18 protein-coding genes and 1 tRNA gene are annotated in these 17,245 nt (G+C 70.5%); 8 read left to right on the plus strand and 11 right to left on the minus strand.

All coding sequences use genetic code 11. The annotated features are described in order from the left end of the window. On the minus strand, positions 1-1,250 hold a 1,250-nt coding region (locus tag KUM44_RS39960), incomplete at its 3' end, for a sigma-70 family RNA polymerase sigma factor (RefSeq protein ID WP_217214674.1). Between the two features lie 225 nt (positions 1,251-1,475). Between KUM44_RS39960 and KUM44_RS39965 the strand changes: the two genes are divergently transcribed. From KUM44_RS39965 to KUM44_RS39980, 4 genes are all read left to right on the plus strand, one after another. Continuing rightward, on the plus strand, positions 1,476-1,889 hold the full coding sequence (locus KUM44_RS39965; RefSeq protein WP_217214675.1) for an SsgA family sporulation/cell division regulator: 414 nt from the start codon (positions 1,476-1,478) through the stop codon (positions 1,887-1,889). A 296-nt stretch (positions 1,890-2,185) separates the two neighbouring features. Next, positions 2,186-3,043, plus strand: coding sequence for an LLM class flavin-dependent oxidoreductase (locus KUM44_RS39970; protein WP_217214676.1), 858 nt, complete (start codon positions 2,186-2,188; stop codon positions 3,041-3,043). Positions 3,044-3,212: 169 nt separating this feature from the next. Then, the gene (locus KUM44_RS39975) at positions 3,213-3,710 is read left to right on the plus strand and encodes a hypothetical protein (protein ID WP_217214677.1); all 498 of its coding nucleotides are present in this window, start codon (positions 3,213-3,215) and stop codon (positions 3,708-3,710) included. Positions 3,711-3,764: 54 nt separating this feature from the next. Beyond that, the gene (locus tag KUM44_RS39980; RefSeq protein ID WP_217214678.1) at positions 3,765-4,070 is read left to right on the plus strand and encodes a hypothetical protein; all 306 of its coding nucleotides are present in this window, start codon (positions 3,765-3,767) and stop codon (positions 4,068-4,070) included. A gap of 734 nt (positions 4,071-4,804) precedes the next feature. Here the strand turns inward: KUM44_RS39980 and KUM44_RS39985 are convergent. Both KUM44_RS39985 and KUM44_RS39990 read right to left on the minus strand, forming a co-directional pair. After that, on the minus strand, positions 4,805-5,164 hold the full coding sequence (locus tag KUM44_RS39985) for a VOC family protein (protein ID WP_217214679.1): 360 nt from the start codon (positions 5,162-5,164) through the stop codon (positions 4,805-4,807). A gap of 131 nt (positions 5,165-5,295) precedes the next feature. Next, positions 5,296-6,558, minus strand: a complete 1,263-nt coding sequence (locus KUM44_RS39990) for a DUF445 domain-containing protein (protein WP_217214680.1) — start codon at positions 6,556-6,558, stop codon at positions 5,296-5,298. A gap of 337 nt (positions 6,559-6,895) precedes the next feature. Here KUM44_RS39990 and KUM44_RS39995 point away from each other — a divergent pair, with 337 nt between their 5' ends. After that, positions 6,896-8,233, plus strand: coding sequence for an SGNH/GDSL hydrolase family protein (locus KUM44_RS39995; RefSeq protein WP_217214681.1), 1,338 nt, complete (start codon positions 6,896-6,898; stop codon positions 8,231-8,233). Positions 8,234-8,282: 49 nt separating this feature from the next. On the opposite strand, the gene KUM44_RS40000 is transcribed toward KUM44_RS39995, so the two are convergent. The 4 genes from KUM44_RS40000 to KUM44_RS40015 form a co-directional block, all read right to left on the minus strand. Continuing rightward, entirely contained in the window at positions 8,283-9,089 is an 807-nt protein-coding gene (locus KUM44_RS40000) for a DUF1707 domain-containing protein (RefSeq protein WP_217214682.1), read from the minus strand. A gap of 33 nt (positions 9,090-9,122) precedes the next feature. Then, positions 9,123-10,184, minus strand: coding sequence for an ATP-binding cassette domain-containing protein (locus KUM44_RS40005; protein WP_217214683.1), 1,062 nt, complete (start codon positions 10,182-10,184; stop codon positions 9,123-9,125). A 9-nt stretch (positions 10,185-10,193) separates the two neighbouring features. Then, positions 10,194-10,958, minus strand: coding sequence for an ABC transporter permease (locus KUM44_RS40010; protein WP_217214760.1), 765 nt, complete (start codon positions 10,956-10,958; stop codon positions 10,194-10,196). A gap of 82 nt (positions 10,959-11,040) precedes the next feature. After that, on the minus strand, positions 11,041-11,841 hold the full coding sequence (locus KUM44_RS40015) for an ABC-2 family transporter protein (RefSeq protein WP_217214684.1): 801 nt from the start codon (positions 11,839-11,841) through the stop codon (positions 11,041-11,043). Between the two features lie 238 nt (positions 11,842-12,079). On the opposite strand from KUM44_RS40015, the gene KUM44_RS40020 reads away from it, so the two are divergent. Beyond that, the gene (locus KUM44_RS40020; protein ID WP_217214685.1) at positions 12,080-14,488 is read left to right on the plus strand and encodes a transglycosylase domain-containing protein; all 2,409 of its coding nucleotides are present in this window, start codon (positions 12,080-12,082) and stop codon (positions 14,486-14,488) included. A 121-nt stretch (positions 14,489-14,609) separates the two neighbouring features. On the opposite strand, the gene KUM44_RS40025 is transcribed toward KUM44_RS40020, so the two are convergent. Then, positions 14,610-14,966, minus strand: a complete 357-nt coding sequence (locus tag KUM44_RS40025) for a co-chaperone GroES (protein ID WP_217214686.1) — start codon at positions 14,964-14,966, stop codon at positions 14,610-14,612. 55 nt (positions 14,967-15,021) lie between these two features. Then, positions 15,022-15,351, minus strand: a complete 330-nt coding sequence (locus KUM44_RS40030; protein ID WP_217214687.1) for a DUF3618 domain-containing protein — start codon at positions 15,349-15,351, stop codon at positions 15,022-15,024. Positions 15,352-15,446: 95 nt separating this feature from the next. Between KUM44_RS40030 and bcp the strand changes: the two genes are divergently transcribed. Both bcp and KUM44_RS40040 read left to right on the plus strand, forming a co-directional pair. Further along, positions 15,447-15,914 (plus strand): thioredoxin-dependent thiol peroxidase, encoded by a 468-nt coding sequence (bcp, locus tag KUM44_RS40035; protein ID WP_217214688.1) that lies wholly within the window; start codon positions 15,447-15,449, stop codon positions 15,912-15,914. Positions 15,915-15,953: 39 nt separating this feature from the next. Beyond that, positions 15,954-16,040 (plus strand) — tRNA-Leu (locus KUM44_RS40040). A gap of 20 nt (positions 16,041-16,060) precedes the next feature. On the opposite strand, the gene rdgB is transcribed toward KUM44_RS40040, so the two are convergent. Both rdgB and KUM44_RS40050 read right to left on the minus strand, forming a co-directional pair. Continuing rightward, positions 16,061-16,666, minus strand: a complete 606-nt coding sequence (rdgB, locus tag KUM44_RS40045; protein ID WP_217214689.1) for an RdgB/HAM1 family non-canonical purine NTP pyrophosphatase — start codon at positions 16,664-16,666, stop codon at positions 16,061-16,063. A 147-nt stretch (positions 16,667-16,813) separates the two neighbouring features. Beyond that, entirely contained in the window at positions 16,814-17,218 is a 405-nt protein-coding gene (locus tag KUM44_RS40050; RefSeq protein WP_217214690.1) for a hypothetical protein, read from the minus strand. Positions 17,219-17,245 lie beyond the last annotated feature (27 nt).

Genomic DNA, 17,245 nt, shown 5'->3' on the forward strand with positions numbered 1-17,245 from the left:
GCCCCGCCCCCAGCGACCAGAACCTCAGCCCCACCATCCACCAGGCGCTGGTCGACCTGCTTGGCATCGGCCACCTCGGGGACCTCGGCCACCTCGGCCGCCACCGGCACCGTAGGCACCCCAACAGACCCACCCGGATCCCCGGGCACCCGCTCCCCGACCCCCGTCCCCGAACCAGGCCGCACCCCCGCCCCCGCCCCCGCCGACGGCTGCCCCACCGGCGCCTCCGCCAGCGGAACCCGCGGCGGCGCGGGCGTCGGCGTAGAGCTGCCCGTGCCCAGGGCCAGGACCATCGCGAGGGCCATACCCGTGACCGTCGCGCCGGCCGCGAGGGCGGCGGGTACCTTCGCAGCGCCGGCCCCACCGGACCCGCCTCCTGTCACCGCCTGGCGGGCCGCGTGCAGCGCGGCGCCGACCTGGCCGCTCAGGGCGGCCGTCGCGCCCGCGGACCCCGCGGCCAGCGGCAGCAGGAACTTGCCCGCGGCGCCCAGGCCGAAGACCAGCAGGGCCGGGCCGACCAGCGCGGGCAGCCGGTCGTTGGCGCGCATGAGTACCGCGAGCCGGCCGCGGCAGTCGTCGCAGGCGTCCACGTGGGCGAGCAGGCGTTCCGACTGGCGCGGGGTCGCGTTGCCGCGGACGTACGCCGGCATGCGCACCCAGTGGACCTCGCACGCGGGGTCGTCGGGCGCGCCCGTCTGGGAGCGGAGGAAGGCCTGCCGCATGCCTTCGCGGGCACGGTGCAGCAGTACGGCCGTCGCCCCCTCCTTGGCGCCGATGCGCCGCCCGACCGTCTCCAGCGGCTGCCCCTCGGCCTCCGCGAGCCACAGGGCCTGCACCCAGCGCTCGGGCAGTTGGCCCAGCACCCGCACCAACAGGTCGACCGAGGAGACCTGTTCGGCCGGGTCCGCCATGCCCTCGGCGTGGGCGGCGGCCTGCGCCCGCTCGGCGACCTGCGGGTCGTGGTGCGGGGTCTCGCGCGCCTCGCCGCCGGCCGTCGCCGCCAGGTGCCGCACCGTCGTCATCAGGTACGCAGGCACGTTCTCGATCTCGTGCCCGGCCGACAGCCGCCGCCAGACGCGGAAGTGCGCCTCGGCGACCAGGTCCTCGGCCGCCCAGGAGTTGTTGCGGGTGAGCGAGCGCGCGAACGCGACCAGGCGCGGCTGCTGTTCCTCGTAGATACGGGCGTACGAGGCGGTGGTGGACACGGGAGGTGTCGCCTGGGCGGGCACCTTTGCGGAACCGTCTGACATGGCTGGAACGCTCCGGTTGCCTGCTGGGCTGAAGGGCGCGAACGGGTTTGTCAGCGTAGATGACTAAAATCTCAAGTAAATGGTTCGCGTGACTTAGATCACAGGCGCGTGCGGTCGTTCCGCGTAATCAACAGGGCTGCCGCGTGGTCGAGAAAGCGCACCAAGACCGGCAGACCGGCAGACCGGCAGACCGGCAGCAGACATCGACCACGGAGAAGAACGTCCATGCCCCTCACCCTTGAACAGCCCGTTCGCGCCCGCCTCGTCACCCCCGGCTCCCCGCAGCTCCCGATCCGCCCCACGCTGCGCTACCTCGCCGCCGAACCCTTCGCCGTGCACATCGGCTTCCCCGCGCATGTCTCGGCCGACGCGGACGGGGTCACCTGGACGTTCGCCCGCTCGCTGCTGGAGGAGGGGCTTGACGCGGCGGCCGGGATCGGGGACGTACGCATACGACCGTGCGGGCGGTCCCGTACGGTCGTCGAGTTCCACGCGCCGCACGGCATGGCCGCGATCCGGTTCGGGACGGCTTCTCTCCGGCGGTTTCTGCAACGGTCGTACGCCGTCGTCGAGCCAGGGAGAGAGGAGCTGGGACCGGAACTCGACCACGGCCTCATGTCCCTGCTCGACGGGGTGTGAGGTTCAGTCGGTCACGATCGGCGTCAGTACGCGCGTGCCCGTCTGTCGGTGGATCAGTCTGGAAGTGTGTCCGGGAGTTCATCGGCGGCTCGGACGGGGCGCATCCGGCGATCCTGGCTCATCGGTGCCGTGTCCCGCTGAGCAAATGGATTGTTCCGCTGAACCGGCCCGCCCTACAGTGAGTTCACTTCGAAGAGACGTTCCCCGGAAAGAAGCCGCAGCGCGGGAGCGTCCCACCTCGTGGAGGTGCAGGAGGGGCGGCAGTCCTTGTCGACCCCTCATTCGGAGGCCCCTTCATGAACGTCGGTACAGACGTGGGCATCGGCCTGCCCATCGGCGACCCGGCCGCCCTTCTCACCTGGGCCCGGCGCGCCGACGCCGGCCCCTTCAGCACACTCGGCCTGCTCGACCGGCTCGTCTACGACAACCCGGAGCCGCTGGTCGCCCTGGCCGTCCTCGCGGGCGCGACCTCGCGGATCCGCGTCCAGACCGAGGTGCTGCTCGCCCCGCTGCGCAACACCGCCCTGCTGGTCAAGCAGGCCGCCACGCTGGACCGGATGACCGGAGGGCGGCTCGTCCTCGGCCTCGGCATCGGCGGCCGGGACGACGACCACCTGGCCGCGGGCACCGACCTGCGCACCAGGGGGCGGCGCCTCGACGAGCAGATGACCGCCATGAGCCGCCTGTGGCACGGCGAGCCGTACGGCGACGGCGTCGGCCCCATCGGCCCGGTGCCCGCCCGTATCGGCGGCCCGGAGATCCTCTTCGGCGGCTTCAAGCCCGCCGCGCTCGAACGCGTCGCACGCTGGGGCGACGGCTTCCTCTGCGCGGCGGCGCCCTCCTGGGCGGGCGGTCTGTTCGACACCGTCCGCGGGTTCTGGATGGAGTACGGCCGCGACGGGCAGCCCCGTCTCGTGGCCCAGGTGAACGTCGCGCTCGGCCCGCCGGACGTGATCGACGACGCGCGCGCCCGGATGCACGCGTACTACGCCTTCACCGGCATGGCCGACCGCATGGTCGCCGGGCTCCTCACCACCCCGGCCGAGATCCGCGCCGCGATGGCCGCCTTCGCCGACCTGGGCGCCGACGAGGTCGTGCTCTACTGCTACGGCGTCGACCCGGACCAGGTGGACCGCTTGGCGGACGTGCTGTGAGGCCATTGCGGCGGCGCCGTTTCCGTGACGCCCTGTCCGTGAACCCGCTTCTGTGAACCCGCTTCTGTGACACCGCTGTTGCCGAAAGTGTGGCGTCCGCCACAGCCGGGTGCATCGGGCCCTGTTGGACTCGGCGCACCCGGCGTCGTCGGCCCTGCCTGGAGGCCACGTGTTCCTGCTGATCCTGCTGTTCGTCGTGATCGCGGTGATCGTCGCCGTGGGCCTGTGCGGATACGGCGGCCGCACGCTGGCCGACCACGGTCTGCGGCGCGCGAGCGCTCCCGCCGTACTGCGCGGCCTCGCCGCCCTCGCGGGCGCCGGGGCGTGTGCCCTGTACGCATGGGGCCTGCTCGCCGTGTGCGGCGCGGTCATGACGGCGGAGGACGGTGGCACCGACTCGGCGCCGGCCCGGTCCTGCCGTACGGCGGGCTGGCAGGAGCGGAGTCGGCAGGGCATCGAGATCGTCGACCACCAGGTCACGTACATCCCGCTCGGGTTCGTCTGCGAGACGAGCGACGGCGGGAGTTACGACAACGGTGATGTGCCGGGGTACGTCAATCCGGCCGTCTTCGGGCTCGCCCTGGTCGCCGCCGGGGGTGCGATCGGCTCGGCGTACATGTCGGAGTTGCGGGCCCGGGCCGAGTTCCGCAGGCAGCAGGCCGGTTAGCCTCGGGTGTCCAGGCTCGGCCGAAGCGGTCGGCCGTGGTGTTCGGAGGCAGACATGGCGAAGGTTCCCAGCGCGGTGGTCGCCGCCGGAGGGCTCGTCGGCGGGTACGGCGTGGCCCGCTGGACCAGGAAGCGGCAGCTCGGCGGGGCCGTGCTGGCCGTCGCGGAGGCCGCGGCCGCGCAACAGTGGCGGCAGCAGGCGGGCGGGAAGGCGGCGGGGGCGCTGACCGCCGCGTATGTCGCCGCCTTCGCCGGGTCGCATCCGCTGGCCAAGAAGGTCGGCGCCTGGCCGGCGGTGTTCGGGGTGGCGGGGGCGGTGGCGCTGGCGTCCTGGGCGGTGGCGGACCGGCGTGGCGCGTAGCGCTCCGCGGGGGTGCCATTGGTTGTCGGGCGGCTGCGGCACCGTCGTGGCTGGTCGCGCCGTTCCCCGCGCCCCTTTTAGGGCGTTGCAGCACCGCCGAGCGCAATGCAGGGCGCCACAACCGGCCGTCAAGCGGCTGCGGCACCGTCGTGGCTGGTCGCGCAGTTCCCCGCGCCCCCCTTAGGACGTTGCAGCACCGCCGAGCGCAATGCAGGGCGCCACAACCGGCCGTCAAGCGGCTGCGGCACCGCCATGGCTCGTCACGCAGTTCCCCGCGCCCCCCTTAGGACGTTGCAGCACCGCCGAGCGCAATGCAGGGCGCCAAAACCGGCCGTCAAGCGGCTGCGGCACCGTCGTGGCTAGTCGCGCAGTTCCCCGCGCCCCTTTTAGGGCGTTGCGGCACCGCCATGGCTCGTCACGCAGTTCCCCGCGCCCCCTTAGGACGTTGCAGCACCGCCGAGCGCAATGCAGGGCGCCACAACCGGCCGTCAAGCGGCTGCGGCACCGCCATGGCTCGTCACGCAGTTCCCCGCGCCCCCCTTAGGACGTTGCAGCACCGCCGAGCGCAATGCAGGGCGCCAAAACCGGTCGTCAAGCGGCTGCGGCGCCATCGTGGCTTGTCGCGTCGTTCCCCGCGCCCCATTTGGGCGCTGCCGTGCCGTCGTTGAAACAGCCGCAGCCCTTCGGGGCGTGGCAGCTGGGCGGCTGGGGCTCGCCCCGAGCATCGGCGGGGGCTAGGCGCGGTGGGTCAGCACGTTCACCACGTGTCCGGCCGGGTCCCGTACGAAGAACCGTCGTACGCCCCAGTCCTCGTCCCGGATCTCCCGTACGACCTCCGCGCCCGACGCCACGACCTGCGCGTACACGGCGTCGACGTCCTCGACCTCCACGCTCAGGTCGGGGACGACGGGGGCGGTGCGTTCCTCGGTGAAGAAGCTGATCTGGGCGGTGGGGTTGGCGGGGGACGCCATGGTCATCACCCAGCCCATGTCCATGACCTTCTCGAAGCCGAGCAGGCCGTAGAAATCCCGGCTCGTCTCCAGCTGCTTCTCGGACTCGACCTGGTGGTTGGGGACGATCCTGCGGATGGTCATCGGATACGGCTCCTCATCGGCGTCGGCTGTGGCTCATCCGCGTCGGGCTTACCCACACCCGCAGGCGCTACGCGCACCCCCACCGGCCGGCAACGGGCCGCCGCAGGCATCCCGGCCCCACCGCCGGAGGCCTACGCCCCGAGCGCCCGCGACACCGTGTAGATCACCAGTCCGGCGAGCGAGCCCACCACCGTGCCGTTGATCCGGATGAACTGGAGGTCGCGGCCGATGTGCGCCTCGATCTTCTTGGTCGTGTGCCCGGCGTCCCAGCCGGCCACGGTGTCGGTGATCAGGGAGGTGATCTCCTTGCGGTAGGTGGTCACGACGTACACCGCCGCGCCCTCCACCCAGCTGTCGACCTTGGCCTGGAGCCGTGGTTCGACCGCCATCCGCGCGCCCAGCGACAGCAGCGAGGCACGTACGCGCAGCCGCAGCTCGCTGCGCTCGTCCTCCGCCGCCGAGACGATCATCGAGCGTACGGCGGTCCACGCGGAGGCGATCAGGTCCTGGACCTCGCCGCGCCCGAGCACCTCGCCCTTGAGCCGCTCGACCCGCGCGCGGGTGTCCGTGTCGGACTGGAGGTCGGAGGCGAAGTCGGTGAGGAAGCGGTCGAGGGCGCCGCGGGCCGGGTGGGAGGGCATGTCGCGCATCTCGGTGACGAAGCGGAGCAGCTCCTTGTAGACGCGCTCGCCGACCCTCTTGTCGACGAATCTCGGGGTCCAGCCGGGGGCGCCGCCCTGGACCGCGTGCATGATCTCCTCGTCGTGCAGGATCAACCAGTGCTGGGCCCGCGCGACGATCAGGTCGACGGCCCGCTTGTGGCCGCCGTCCGCGACGATCTTCTCCAGCATCTTTCCTATGCCGGGCGCGATCTCCTGGGCGTCGGCTCGCCGGGTGATCGCCTCGCCCACGACCGCCTGGACGTCCGAGTCCCGCATGACGGTCAGGGCGCCTCGCAGGGCCGCAGACAGCTCGGCCGTCACGCGGTCGGCGTGTTCGGGGTCGGCCAGCCAGGCGCCGAGGCGGCTGCCGATGCCGACGGCACGCAGGCGTTGTCGTACGACGTCCTCGGAGAGGAAGTTCTCGCCGACGAACTCGCCCAGGGAGACGCCCAGCTGGTCCTTCTTGTTGGGGATGATCGCGGTGTGCGGGATGGGCAGGCCGAGGGGGTGGCGGAACAGGGCCGTGACCGCGAACCAGTCGGCGAGGGCGCCGACCATGCCGGCCTCGGCGGCCGCGGCGACATAGTGCGCCCATTCGCCGGCACCCTGGTTCGAGGCGACCTTGGCGAGGACGTACACCAGCGCCACGAAGAGCAGCAGCCCGGTGGCGGTGATCTTCATCCGCCGTACGCCGCGCTGCTTCTCCTCGTCGGCGGCGGTGAACGTGCTCATCGCACGAACGGCCGACGCGGGCACGTGCCGGTTATCGGCGACGTCCGACCGGGCATGCATGTCTACGCCAGGTGTTCCCGTTTCATCCGGATTCGTACGTTCCATTCCACTCCACCCGTCCAGGATCCCCCGCACACATTGTCCCTTCCTGACCGACTCCTGGAACGAATCAAGAGTTCCCGGCGTCTGTCCGGTGGGGGGAGGCCGATGGCGAAGTCCGGGTGAACTCTGGCGGCCCAATGGGGGGTCCCTGCCACTCCTCTCTGCCTTATGACGCATCATGAGGTGATCACATCGGAGCCTCGGGCTCCCATCCGCCCGAGGAGATACGCACCGCATGACCAGGCGTTACGGTTATGCCCTGCTTTCGGGGGTCATCGCCCTGATCGTGGCGGTCTCGACCGCCATATACGTCGGAATCGCCTCCGACCACGGCAGTGCCACGGAAAGGACCGCCCCCACGGGGGAAGGCGCGCCGCGCAACCCCGCCGCACCCGCCTCCACCGGCATCTGGGTGGGTGCCTGGTCCGCCTCGCCGGTCGGCGCCGAGTCCGGCACCGAGGTCGAGGGCCTGGCGGGCCGTTCGGTGCGCAACGTCGTCCACACGAGCGTCGGCGGCACGAGCGTGCGGATCACGCTGTCCAACCTCTACGGCCAGTCCGCGCTGACCCTCACGCACGCGTCGATCGCCGTCGCCGCGGGCACCGGGACGGCGGCGGCCATCGCGGACACCATGCGGCGGCTGACCTTCGGCGGCAACACCCGTGTCGTCATCCCGCCCGGGCGGGAGGTGCTGAGCGACGCCGTGCGCCTCGCGATCCCCGCGGACACCGACATCCTCGTCACCACCTTCTCGCCCACCCCGTCCGGCCCGGTGACCTTCCATCCGCACGCGCGCCAGATCAGTTACGTCGCTCAGGGCGACCTCACCGAGGACACGACCGGCGTGGCGTACACCGGGAAGGTCGGCTCCTGGCGCTACCTGACCGCACTGGACGTCCTCAGCAACGAGTCCGACGGCACCGTGGTGGTCTTCGGCGACTCCCTGACCGACGGCATCACGTCCACCGAGAACGCCAACCGCCGCTGGACGGACGTCCTCTCGCGCCGGCTGCGCGCGGCGGTCGCGGCCGGCCAGGACGTGCCGCGCTACAGCGTCGTCAACCAGGGCATCAGCGGCAACCAGATCCTCGTCAACGGCCGCGGGCGCCCCGCGGACAACCAGGCGGGCGTCGGCCGCTTCCACCGTGACGTCCTGTCCCGTACGAACGTCAAGGTCGTCGTCATCGACCTCGGCGTCAACGACATCCTGCGCAACCCGAAACTCGCCGCCCCGAACCGCATCCTGAACGGCCTGCGCACCCTGGTCCGCCGGGCCCACGCCCGCGGCCTGAAGGTCGTCGGCGCCACCCTGATGCCCTTCCAGGGCCACCGCGGCTACACCGACGCCCGCGAGAACGTACGCCAGCAGATCAACGCCCAGATCCGGGCCGGCAAGGTCTTCGACGCGGTCACCGACTTCGACCAGGCCCTGCGGGACCCGTACAACCCCCGCAAGCTGCGCCCCGACTACGACTCCGGCGACCACCTCCACCCGAGCGACAGGGGCTACGAACGGATGGCGGAGACCTTCGATCTCAAGGACCTGAAGGGGGCGGCTCCGGCGGAGCTGTAGGCGGCAGGCTCCGCGGAGCCACGACGCCGGGTGCCGGACAACCCGCGGCTCAGTCCTCGCCCCGCTCCCGCGCCCCCCGCTTGCCGTGCCGCCACATGTCCCGATGCTCCTCCAGCAGCTCCCGGTGGGCCTCGTGCTGCTCCTCCCGGTGCGAGGCCCGCAGTTCCCGCCGCTCCTCGCGCCGCTCCTCGCGCCGCTCCAACCTCTCCTGCCGGCGTTCCTCGCGGAGCGCTCGCCGCTGCGCCCGCGTCTGCTTGCGCTGGACCTCGACGCCGCCCCAGAAGGCGAGCCCGGTCACGATCACCCGCGGCGCTCCCGGTTCCCCCGGCACGCTGTCCTCGCGTTCGTCGAAGCCGCCCATGATGCCGATACCGCGCACCACGACCTCGACGCCGGGCGGCACGATCACTTCGATCCCGCCCATGATCGCGATGCAGTTGATCACGATCTCCCGGTCGGCGAAGTCGGCCTCCCGCAGATCGATCTCCCCGCCGCCCATGAAGGCGACGCCGGTGAACCGCTTCGGTGCCGTCCACCGCCCCTTGCGCTGAAACCCCGCCATCACGGCGACGCCCCACGTCGACGACCCCTCCCCGCCGACGATCCGGTCAGCCCAACTCGCCTCCCACTCGGGCTTCTTGACCATGTCGACCTTGGGAACGGCCACCGCGCCGACGGGCAGGTCCCGGGTGATCGGCGCCAGTTCCCCGTAGGTACGAGCCTTGTACGTGGCGTCCAGGCGTTCCTCGAACTCCTCCATGTCGAGACGTCCCTCCGCGAGGGCGTCCCGCAGGACCTCGGCGACTCGTTCACGATCTGCGTCGGAGGCGCGAAGCTCCGGGACATCGTCGGTCATGTACAGCAGCCTACGAGCAACACCGCCCCGGGGCTACGAGATCGCCTTCCCGGCGTTCCCCGCCTGCTCCGTCTGCTCCGTCTGTTCCGCCTGCTCCGTCTGTTCCGCGTACATCTTCGCGATCACGGTCTCGATGTCCGGCTCCCGCACCGACAGGTCCACCAGCGGATACTCCGCCGCGACCCGCGCCACCAGCACCGCCGCCGACTCGGCCGCCGGGAACGCCAGCCACTGCCGCGGGCCCTCCACCTTGACCACGCGCGCGGGCGGCGCCTCGATCGGCGGCAGCTCGCGCTCCAGGTCGACGACCAGGGTGCGCTCGCTCTCCCCCACCTCGTGCAGGCCGGCCAGCGGGCCGTCGTACATCATCCGCCCGTGGTCGATGACCATCACCCGCGAGCACAGCTGCTCGATGTCCTGGAGGTCGTGCGTGGTCAGCAGCACCGTCGTACCGCGCTCGGCGTTCAACTCCCGTAGGAACTCCCGGACTTTGGCCTTCGAGATGACGTCAAGACCGATCGTCGGCTCGTCCAGGTACAGCACCTCCGGATCGTGCAGCAGCGCCGCGGCGATGTCGCCGCGCATCCGCTGCCCGAGGGAGAGCTGGCGCACCGGGACGTCCAACAGGGCGGACAGGTCGAGGAGTTCGACCAGACGGTCCAGGTTCTCGCGGTAACGGGCGTCCGGGATGCGGTACATGCGGTGCATCAGCTTGTACGAGTCGATCAGGGGGAGGTCCCACCACAGGGTGGTGCGCTGGCCGAAGACGACCCCGATGCGGTGCGCGAGCCGGTTGCGCTCGCGGGACGGGTCGATGCCGGCCACGCGCAGGCGGCCGCCGCTCGGGGTCAGGATGCCGGTCAGCATCTTGATCGTCGTCGACTTGCCGGCGCCGTTCGGTCCGATGTAGCCCACCATCTCGCCGCGCGGCACGGTGAAGGAGATCGAGTCGACGGCCCGTACCTGCCGCCGCTCCCGCTTCAGGAAACCGGTCTTCTTGCGTACGTCGAAGACCTTCTCGACGCCGTCGAGTTCGATGAACGCGTCCGTGTCCGTACGCGTGTCCGCGTCTGTGCTCGTGTTCGTGTCCGCCATCGTCCGCCCCTAACTTCCCGTACTCCGATACGACCGCAGCCCGGCCCGCCACGCCAGACCGGCCGGCGCACAGCACACCGCCGCCACCAGCGGCGACGCGAAGGCCGCCCACTGCGGCAGGTCGAGCGGATACGGCCGCTCCAGCACATACGCGGCCGGCACCCAGTTGACGAAGGCGAGCGGCAGCAGGAACGTCACCCCGCGCACGAAGTCCTTGCCGAACACGGTCGGGGGGTACTGCAACAGCGTGGTGCCGCCGTACGTGAACGCGTTCTGCACTTCGGCGGCGTCCTGTGCCAGGAACTGGAAGGCCGCGCCCGCCACGAACAGCGCGCAGAAGATCACCCCGCCGCTGACCAGCATCATCGGCACCAGGAGCACCTTGGCCGCCGTCCAGTCGACGTCGACCGTCAGCAGCCCCCAGCCCAGCACCAGCACACCCTGGGTGATCCGGCCCAGGCGGCGCAGCGCGAAGTGGTCCGCGGCGACCTGGGCGAGCACCGGGGCGGGCCGCACGAGCAGGATGTCGAAGGAGCCGTCGCGCATCCGGGCGCCCAGGACGTCCATCGAGCCGAAGGTCAGGTCGGCGAGCCCGAACGCGGTCGCCGACAGCCCGTACAGGAAGGCGACCTCGGGCAGCGACCAGCCGCCCAGCGAGTCGACCTGCGAGAACATCAGCAGGATCGCCACGAAGTCCAGGCCGGTCACCAGCAGGTTGCCGAGGACCGTGATGACGAAGGAGGCGCGGTAGGTCATGGAGGACCGGATCCACATCCCGGCGATCAGCCGGTAGGCCCGCAGCGCCTCACCCGCCCTGGACCCCCCGAAGGTCTCAGCCGTGCTGCCTGCGGATGTCTCAGCCACCCTGCACCACCACCCGCCGCGTCGCCGCCGACTGCACCAGCCGTCCGGCCGCCAGCAGCACCACCGCCCACGCCGCCTGGAAGGCGTACGCCCGCAAGGGGTCGGTCTCCCCCATCAGCACGTCCGCCGGCATCTGGATCTGCGCCGCCCACGGCAGCACCCGCACGATCTCGCCGAGGGCACCCGGGAAGGCGTTCAGGGGCAGCACCATGCCGGAGAAGAAGATCCCGGTGATCATCATGGCCTGGTTGACGCCCATGCCGTCCATCAGCCAGAACACGCTCAGGGCCGCCAGATAGCGGATCGCGAAGCTGACCACCGCCGCGAGCAGCAGGGTCACCAGGAAGGCCAGCCACGGGGTGATCTCCGTCGGCAGCGCCATCGGGAAGAAGACGGCGCCGAACACGAACGGGATCACCCCGCGTCCCAGCATCTGGAACAACGCCCGGCCCACGTCGCCCGCCAGCCACCACAGTTGGAGGTCGGCCGGCCGGTACAGGTCGACGGCGATCTCACCCGTGCGGATTCGCTCCATCAGGTCCTTCTCGGCTCCGCCGCCCTGGATGGCGAGGGTGGCGTAGAGGCACTGTCCGAGCCAGACATAGGTGACGGCCTGCGCCTGGTCGTAGCCGCCGAGATGCGGCTTCTCGTCCCACAGCGCCAGGTAGGTGTAGACGAGGATCACGCCGAAGACGGTGTTGGTGAACACCCCGGCCGCCGTCGCCGCCCGATAGGTCGCGTATCTTCTGAATCCGCCCACAGCGACGGCTAAGTACAACCGCCCCGATCCCACACCCACAGCCCTCCTCGCCCCCGCGCCCGGCACCGAAGCGCAGGAGCCTAGTGCGCGCGAGGCCCGGGCTGCCAGGCAATTTCCGGGCGGCGCGGTACGAGAGTCTGCTCACTTTCCGCAGACACGCTCCGGTTTCCGGGAACGGAACGCCCGGTGCGAGAGTCTTCAGCAATGGGGGCGCAGCAGGCGTACGAGGCGTACGGGAACGTACGACGCGAAACAGGAGTCCGTGCACGAGATGAGCGACGAGCCGCAGCCGCAGCCACAGGCGCAGCAGCCGAACGTGAAGCCCAAGCGGCCGAAGAGGACGGGCTGGCGGCGGATCATCCCGACCTGGCGGATGGTGCTGAGCACCTTCGTCATCGGCGCACTGTTGCTCTTCGGCCTGTTCTTCCTCGGCTACTCCATGGTCAAGATCCCGCCGGCCAACGCCCTCGCGACCAAGCAGGCCAACGTCTATCTGTACGCGGACGGGTCGGTGATCGCCCGTGACGGCGAGGTCAACCGGGAGAACGTGACCCTCGCGCAGATGTCCAAGGACGCCCAGCACGCGATCCTGGCCGCCGAGGACCGTGACTTCTACAGCGAGTCCGCGATCGACCCGAAGGCGATGCTGCGCGCCGGCTGGAACACGGTCACCGGCAAGGGCAAGCAGTCGGGCTCGACGATCACCCAGCAGTACGTGAAGAACTACTACCTGCGTCAGGAGCAGACCGTCACCCGCAAGGTGAAGGAGTTCTTCATCTCGATCAAGCTGGACCGCGAGAAGAGCAAGGACGAGATCCTCGAGGGCTACCTCAACACCAGCTTCTTCGGCCGTAACGCCTACGGCATCCAGGCCGCCGCCCAGGCCTACTACGGCATCGACGCGGCGGACCTCGACCCGGCCCAGGCCGCCTATCTGGCCGCGCTGGTCAACGCGCCCAGCGAGTACGACGTCGTCGCGCACCCGGAGAACAAGGGCGCGGCGGTGGCCCGTTGGAACTACGTGCTGGACGGCATGGTCACCAAGGGCTGGCTCAGCCAGTCCGAGCGGGCGGGCATGAAGTTCCCGATGCCGAAGGAGGCCTCGACCTCCACCAACCTCTCCGGTCAGCGCGGCTACATCGTGCAGATCGTGAAGGACTACCTGACCCAGAACAAGATCGTCGACAAGGACTCCCTGGAGGCCGGCGGCTACCGCATCACCACCACGCTCCAGAAGGACAAGCAGAACGCCTTCGTCGACGCCGTGAACGACCAGCTGATGTCGAAGCTGGACAAGAAGAACAACAAGGTCGACAACTACGTCCGGGCGGGCGGCGCCTCCGTCGACCCGAAGACCGGCAAGGTCGTCGCGATGTACAACGGCATCGACTACGTGAAGCAGTACACCCCGAACGCCACCCGCCGGGACTTCCAGGTCGGCTCCACCTTCAAGCCGTTCGTGTTCACCTCGGCCGTGCAGAACGAGTCGACCACGCAGGACGGCCGCCCGATCACCCCGAACACGATCTACGACGGCACCAACAAGCGCCCCGTGCAGGGCTGGAGCGGCGGGACCTACGACCCGGAGAACGAGGACCAGCACTCCTACGGCGACATCACCGTCCGCTCGGCCACCAACAGCTCCGTCAACGCGGTGTACGCGCAGATGGCCGTGGACGTGGGCCCGGAGAAGGTGAAGGACACCGCGGTCGGGCTCGGCCTGCCCGGCAGCACCCCGGAGCTGTACCCGTCCCCGTCCATCGCGCTGGGCGTCGCCACGGCCAGCGTCCTCGACATGGCGCAGGCCTACGCGACGCTCGCCAACCACGGCAAGCACGGCACGTACACCATGATCGAGCGGGTCACCAAGGACGGCGCCGACGTCATCGAGCTGCCGGAGCGCAAGACCTCCCAGGCCGTCAGCCGTGAGGCCGCCGACACCACGACGTCCGTGCTGCGGAGTGTCGTCGACAGCGGCACCGCCACCGCGGCCCTGGCCGCCGGCCGCCCGGCCGCGGGCAAGACCGGTACGGCGGAGGAGGACACCGCGGCCTGGTTCGCCGGCTACACCCCCGACCTGGCCACCGTCGTGTCCGTCATGGGCCAGGACCCGGTCACGGCCAAGCACAAGTCGCTGTACGGCGTGATGGGCCTGAACCGCATCAACGGCGGTGGCGCGCCCACCGACATCTGGGCGCAGTACACCAAGACGGCGCTGAAGGGTGAGCCGGTCCGCGACTTCGACCTGGAGCTCCAGGAGGGCGCCGACCAGCCCCAGTACCCGACGACGGACCCGACGCAGGGCGATGGGAGCACCGGCGGCCAGAACGACGGCGGGACCACCGGGGACACGACGACCGCGGGCCAGGACACCGAGGGCCAGACCGGTGGCGGTGAGACGCCGGGCCAGACGGACGGCGGCACCACGGGCGACACGACGACCGGGGGCAGCGACAACGGCGGTACGACCACCGACGGCGGCACGACCGGCGACACGACGACCGGGGGCACCGACACCGGAGGCACCACCGACGGCGGCACCACGGGCGACACCTCAACCGGAGGCACCGACACCGGAGGCGGCACGGGCGGCGACACCTCCACCGGCGGCACGGACACCGGTGGCGGAGGCACGACGGGAACCACGGCCGGGCCGCAGAGCGCGACCCGCAGACAGTGAACACCGGGCGGCCGGACCAGTGACCGCTCAGTAAGCACAGAAACACAAGGGGCTGGTGACGATGGTCACCAGCCCCTTGAACCACAGAATCACGGGTACTGCTGGGTCACAGGTACCGCAGTTACAGGTAGAGGCCGGTCGAGTCCTCGGACCCCTCGAAGCGGTCCGCGGCCACGGCGTGCAGGTCGCGCTCGCGCATGAGCACGTACGCGACGCCGCGCACCTCGACCTCGGCGCGGTCCTCCGGGTCGTACAGGACCCGGTCGCCGGTCTCCACGGTCCGTACGTTCTGCCCCACCGCGACGACCTCGGCCCAGGCCAGCCGGCGGCCGACGGCCGCGGTGGCGGGGATCAGGATGCCGCCACCGGAACGCCGCTCGCCCTCGCTCGTGTCCTGCCGCACGAGTACACGGTCGTGCAGCATCCGGATGGGCAGCTTGTCGTGGTGGCTGCTGTGCTCGTTTCTGTTGGCGCTCACGCCTTTGAACCTACCTGCCTTTGCCGCCCGGGTACGTCGCCGGGTCTGCCGTCGCTCAGCCCTTGCGGCGCCGGGTGCCGAGGGCCAGCAGGCCCACGAGACCGACGGCGACGAGGGCGACGGGCACGATCCGCTCCAGCCGGGGCGCGCCCTCCTCGTCGGTGAACTTGGCCCGCACATCGCTCACGGCCCGGTTGACCCCGACATAGGCCCGTCCGAGCGTGTGGTCGATGTTCGAGACGACCTTGGCCTTGGCGTCGCCGACGATCGTCTTCGGGTGCACACGTACCCCGATCTCGTCGAGCGTCTCCGCCAGGGCTGCGCGACGGGCCTTGATGTCCGCCTCGATCTGCGCCGGGGTTCTGGTGTCCGACGTGTCCGCCACGGTTCGGCCTCCGAAGTGAAGCTGATGCTGTTTCCGGACAGTCTGTCAGCTCCACGCCGGACCGCACTGTCAGGCTCCCCGGTTACGCTGGTCCGATGAGCGAGCGACTCCAGCCGGGGGACGTGGCCCCCGCCTTCACCCTGCCCGACGCCGACGGCACCGAGGTGTCCCTGTCGGACCACAAGGGCCGCAAGGTCATCGTGTACTTCTACCCGGCGGCCCTGACGCCCGGCTGCACCAAGCAGGCCTGCGACTTCACGGACAACCTGGAGCTGCTGGCGGGCGCGGGCTACGACGTCATCGGGGTCTCCCCCGACAAGCCGGAGAAGCTCGCCAAGTTCCGCGACAAGGAGTCCCTGAAGGTCACGCTGCTCGCTGACCCGGAGAAGTCCGTCACCGAGGCGTACGGGGCGTACGGCGAGAAGAAGAACTACGGCAAGACGTACATGGGCGTCATCCGGTCCACGATCGTCGTGGACGAGGAGGGCAAGGTCGAGCGGGCGCTGTACAACGTGCGGGCGACCGGCCACGTGGCGAAGATCATCAAGGATCTGGGCATCTGACCACCCGGCCCGGCCAGTAGCATGGCCGGGCAAGGTCACGCGGCCGTGGTGGAATTGGCAGTCACGCTGGGTTTAGGTCCCAGTGGGGTAACACCCGTGAGGGTTCGAGTCCCTCCGGCCGCACCACTTCCTGCTCGCTTCTGCGCTCACTTCGCGAGCAGTTCCCGTACGACCGGCACGAGCGCCCGGAAGGCCTTGCCGCGGTGGCTGATGGCGTTCTTCTCCTCGGCGCTCAGCTCGGCGCAGGTGCGGGTGTCGCCCTCCGGCTGGAGGATCGGGTCGTACCCGAACCCGTTGGTGCCGACGGGGGCGTGCCGCAAAGTGCCCCTGAGCTGTCCCTCGACCACCCGTTCCGTGCCGTCCGGCAACGCCAGCGCCGCCGCACACGCGAAGTGCGCCCCCCGATGGGCGTCGTCGATGTCGCCCAGCTGGGCCAGCAGCAGCTCCAGATTGGCCCGGTCGTCCCCGTGCTTGCCCGCCCAGCGGGCAGAGAAGATGCCGGGGGCACCGTTGAGCACGTCGACACACAGCCCCGAGTCGTCGGCGACAGCGGGCAGCCCGGTCGCCTGCGCCAGGGCATGCGCCTTGAGCAACGCGTTCTCGGCGAAGGTGACGCCGGTTTCCTTGACGTCGGGGATGTCGGGGTAGGCGTCCGCGCCGACGAGGTCATGAGGCAGCCCTGCGTCGGCGAGGATCGCCCGGAGCTCGGTGATCTTTCCGGCGTTACGGGTGGCGAGGATGAGGCGGGTCATGGGCACCAGTATCGCGTGGACCTTTTAACGCCCTCGCGGCCGCGCCCCCGGAAGGGGCGCGGGGCTGTATCGATATGCGGCTCCGCCGCGTGGGCGCGACCAGCCACAACGAACCCGCAGACGCCCGCGCACCCCGCCACGCAAACGCTACGGCGTACAAACCTTGGTCAGTTCCCCGGCCGCATCCGTGACAGGGCTGATGTCCGGCGTCTCGTCACCGTTCTTCACCGCGTCGCGAACGTTCGTGACGGCCGTCTGTAGATCGTCCACGGCCTTGTTGACGTCGGCGTCGTCCGTCTTGTCGCCGATCTTGTCGAGGTTCTTGTCGATGGAGGTCAGCGACTCCTCGAGCTGCGTCGGGTCGTTCGCGGCGCTCTCCACGGCCCGCTGGAGTTCGGTGACGCTGTCGGCGATGGCGTCTGCGGTCTGGACGCAGTCCATCGCCTTGCTGACGGCGTCGCAGCCGGTGGTCAGCCCGGCCGTCAGTCCGACTGCCGCAACGGCTGCGGCGGCTATGGCGATACGGCTCCGGCGGCGTCGGCTCGTGGCCATGGTTGACGTTTCCCTCCCTGCTCCCAG

Source organism: Streptomyces sp. AC550_RSS872 (assembly GCF_019049285.1).
Lineage (GTDB): Bacteria > Actinomycetota > Actinomycetes > Streptomycetales > Streptomycetaceae > Streptomyces.

Bases quoted from the DNA above. Each gene is read 5' to 3' on its own strand.
- rdgB (WP_217214689.1), bottom strand. From the start codon at position 16,666: ATGACCCGCCTCATCCTCGCCACCCGTAACGCCGGAAAGATCACCGAG.
- KUM44_RS40000 (WP_217214682.1), bottom strand. From the start codon at position 9,089: ATGACCGACGATGTCCCGGAGCTTCGCGCCTCCGACGCAGATCGTGAA.
- KUM44_RS39990 (WP_217214680.1), bottom strand. From the start codon at position 6,558: ATGAGCACGTTCACCGCCGCCGACGAGGAGAAGCAGCGCGGCGTACGG.
- KUM44_RS39970 (WP_217214676.1), top strand. From the start codon at position 2,186: ATGAACGTCGGTACAGACGTGGGCATCGGCCTGCCCATCGGCGACCCG.
- KUM44_RS39995 (WP_217214681.1), top strand. From the start codon at position 6,896: ATGACCAGGCGTTACGGTTATGCCCTGCTTTCGGGGGTCATCGCCCTG.
- KUM44_RS39980 (WP_217214678.1), top strand. From the start codon at position 3,765: ATGGCGAAGGTTCCCAGCGCGGTGGTCGCCGCCGGAGGGCTCGTCGGC.
- KUM44_RS40005 (WP_217214683.1), bottom strand. From the start codon at position 10,184: ATGGCGGACACGAACACGAGCACAGACGCGGACACGCGTACGGACACG.
- KUM44_RS40010 (WP_217214760.1), bottom strand. From the start codon at position 10,958: ATGTGGATCCGGTCCTCCATGACCTACCGCGCCTCCTTCGTCATCACG.
- KUM44_RS39965 (WP_217214675.1), top strand. From the start codon at position 1,476: ATGCCCCTCACCCTTGAACAGCCCGTTCGCGCCCGCCTCGTCACCCCC.
- bcp (WP_217214688.1), top strand. From the start codon at position 15,447: ATGAGCGAGCGACTCCAGCCGGGGGACGTGGCCCCCGCCTTCACCCTG.
- KUM44_RS39985 (WP_217214679.1), bottom strand. From the start codon at position 5,164: ATGACCATCCGCAGGATCGTCCCCAACCACCAGGTCGAGTCCGAGAAG.
- KUM44_RS40020 (WP_217214685.1), top strand. From the start codon at position 12,080: ATGAGCGACGAGCCGCAGCCGCAGCCACAGGCGCAGCAGCCGAACGTG.
- KUM44_RS40050 (WP_217214690.1), bottom strand. From the start codon at position 17,218: ATGGCCACGAGCCGACGCCGCCGGAGCCGTATCGCCATAGCCGCCGCA.